Origin of the sequence: Streptomyces sp. NPDC127084 (assembly GCF_042724175.1) — a bacterium.
Lineage (GTDB): Bacteria > Actinomycetota > Actinomycetes > Streptomycetales > Streptomycetaceae > Streptomyces.
Map to the genome: position 1 here is coordinate 1,128 of NZ_JBHXFA010000340.1, position 760 is coordinate 1,887.

General features: G+C 66.6%; 1 protein-coding gene and 1 pseudogene. Both read left to right on the forward strand.

The window, feature by feature from the left end; all coding sequences use genetic code 11:
• A pseudogene (locus ACFWI9_RS34025) lies at window positions 1–252 on the forward strand (cation acetate symporter); the annotation flags it as partial.
• Between the two features lie 315 nt (window positions 253–567).
• Window positions 568–760, forward strand: a 193-nt coding sequence (locus ACFWI9_RS34030) for a hypothetical protein (protein WP_387169106.1), incomplete at its 3' end; no start/stop codon positions are given.

Here is a 760-nt window from a genome sequence, read left to right on the forward strand (position 1 = left end):
GGAACCATCACCGTGCTCATACTCATGACCGGCACCAACCTCGTCTCCGGCACCCCCCAATCCGCATTCCCCGAAGCCCACTTCAACTGGTTCCCCTTCACCACCACCGCCCTCATATCCGTACCCGCAGGCTTCCTCACCGGCATAGCCGGAACCCTCCTCACACACAAAACAACAACACACGACCGCACACACTACGAAGCAACCGAAACCGTCATACTCGCCGGACCACCACACCCCCGAAACCACTAACACAACTGACACCACAACACCACAAGAGGAAGACCCCGCCGGGAGCCGGGGAGCCGGGAGGCCCACACCACCACACACCCCAGAACCAGCCGCCCTTGAAGCCCTCAATGAGGATGTCGCTCCCCCGGGCCAGTCCGGCGCCTTCGGGCCCGCGCCAGGGACAGCCGGACTGCGTAACGGAAACGGCGTGAGCGGAGGCGTCGATCCCACGGCCGCCGACAGCGCGCTGTGTCGTGCAGTGCGGCGGCGACCAGTTCGCCGTACGGGCGTCGTGTACAGCCGGAACGAGGACGAGAGCCAAGGTGAGGCCGGGTCATGGACAGGCCCTCGACCCAGGCCATGGCGGGCGAAGAGGCCGAGGTTGCGGGCGAGGACGGGCGGCATCGACGGCAGGACCACCAGCGCGGCGGGTTTCTGCAGGTCGCGCGGGAAATGGGCGTAGATCTTCTCGAAGCCGCCGACGGCCGGGCAGTCGGCGAAGTGTTCGGTGTCCTCCCAGCCCCGGGCA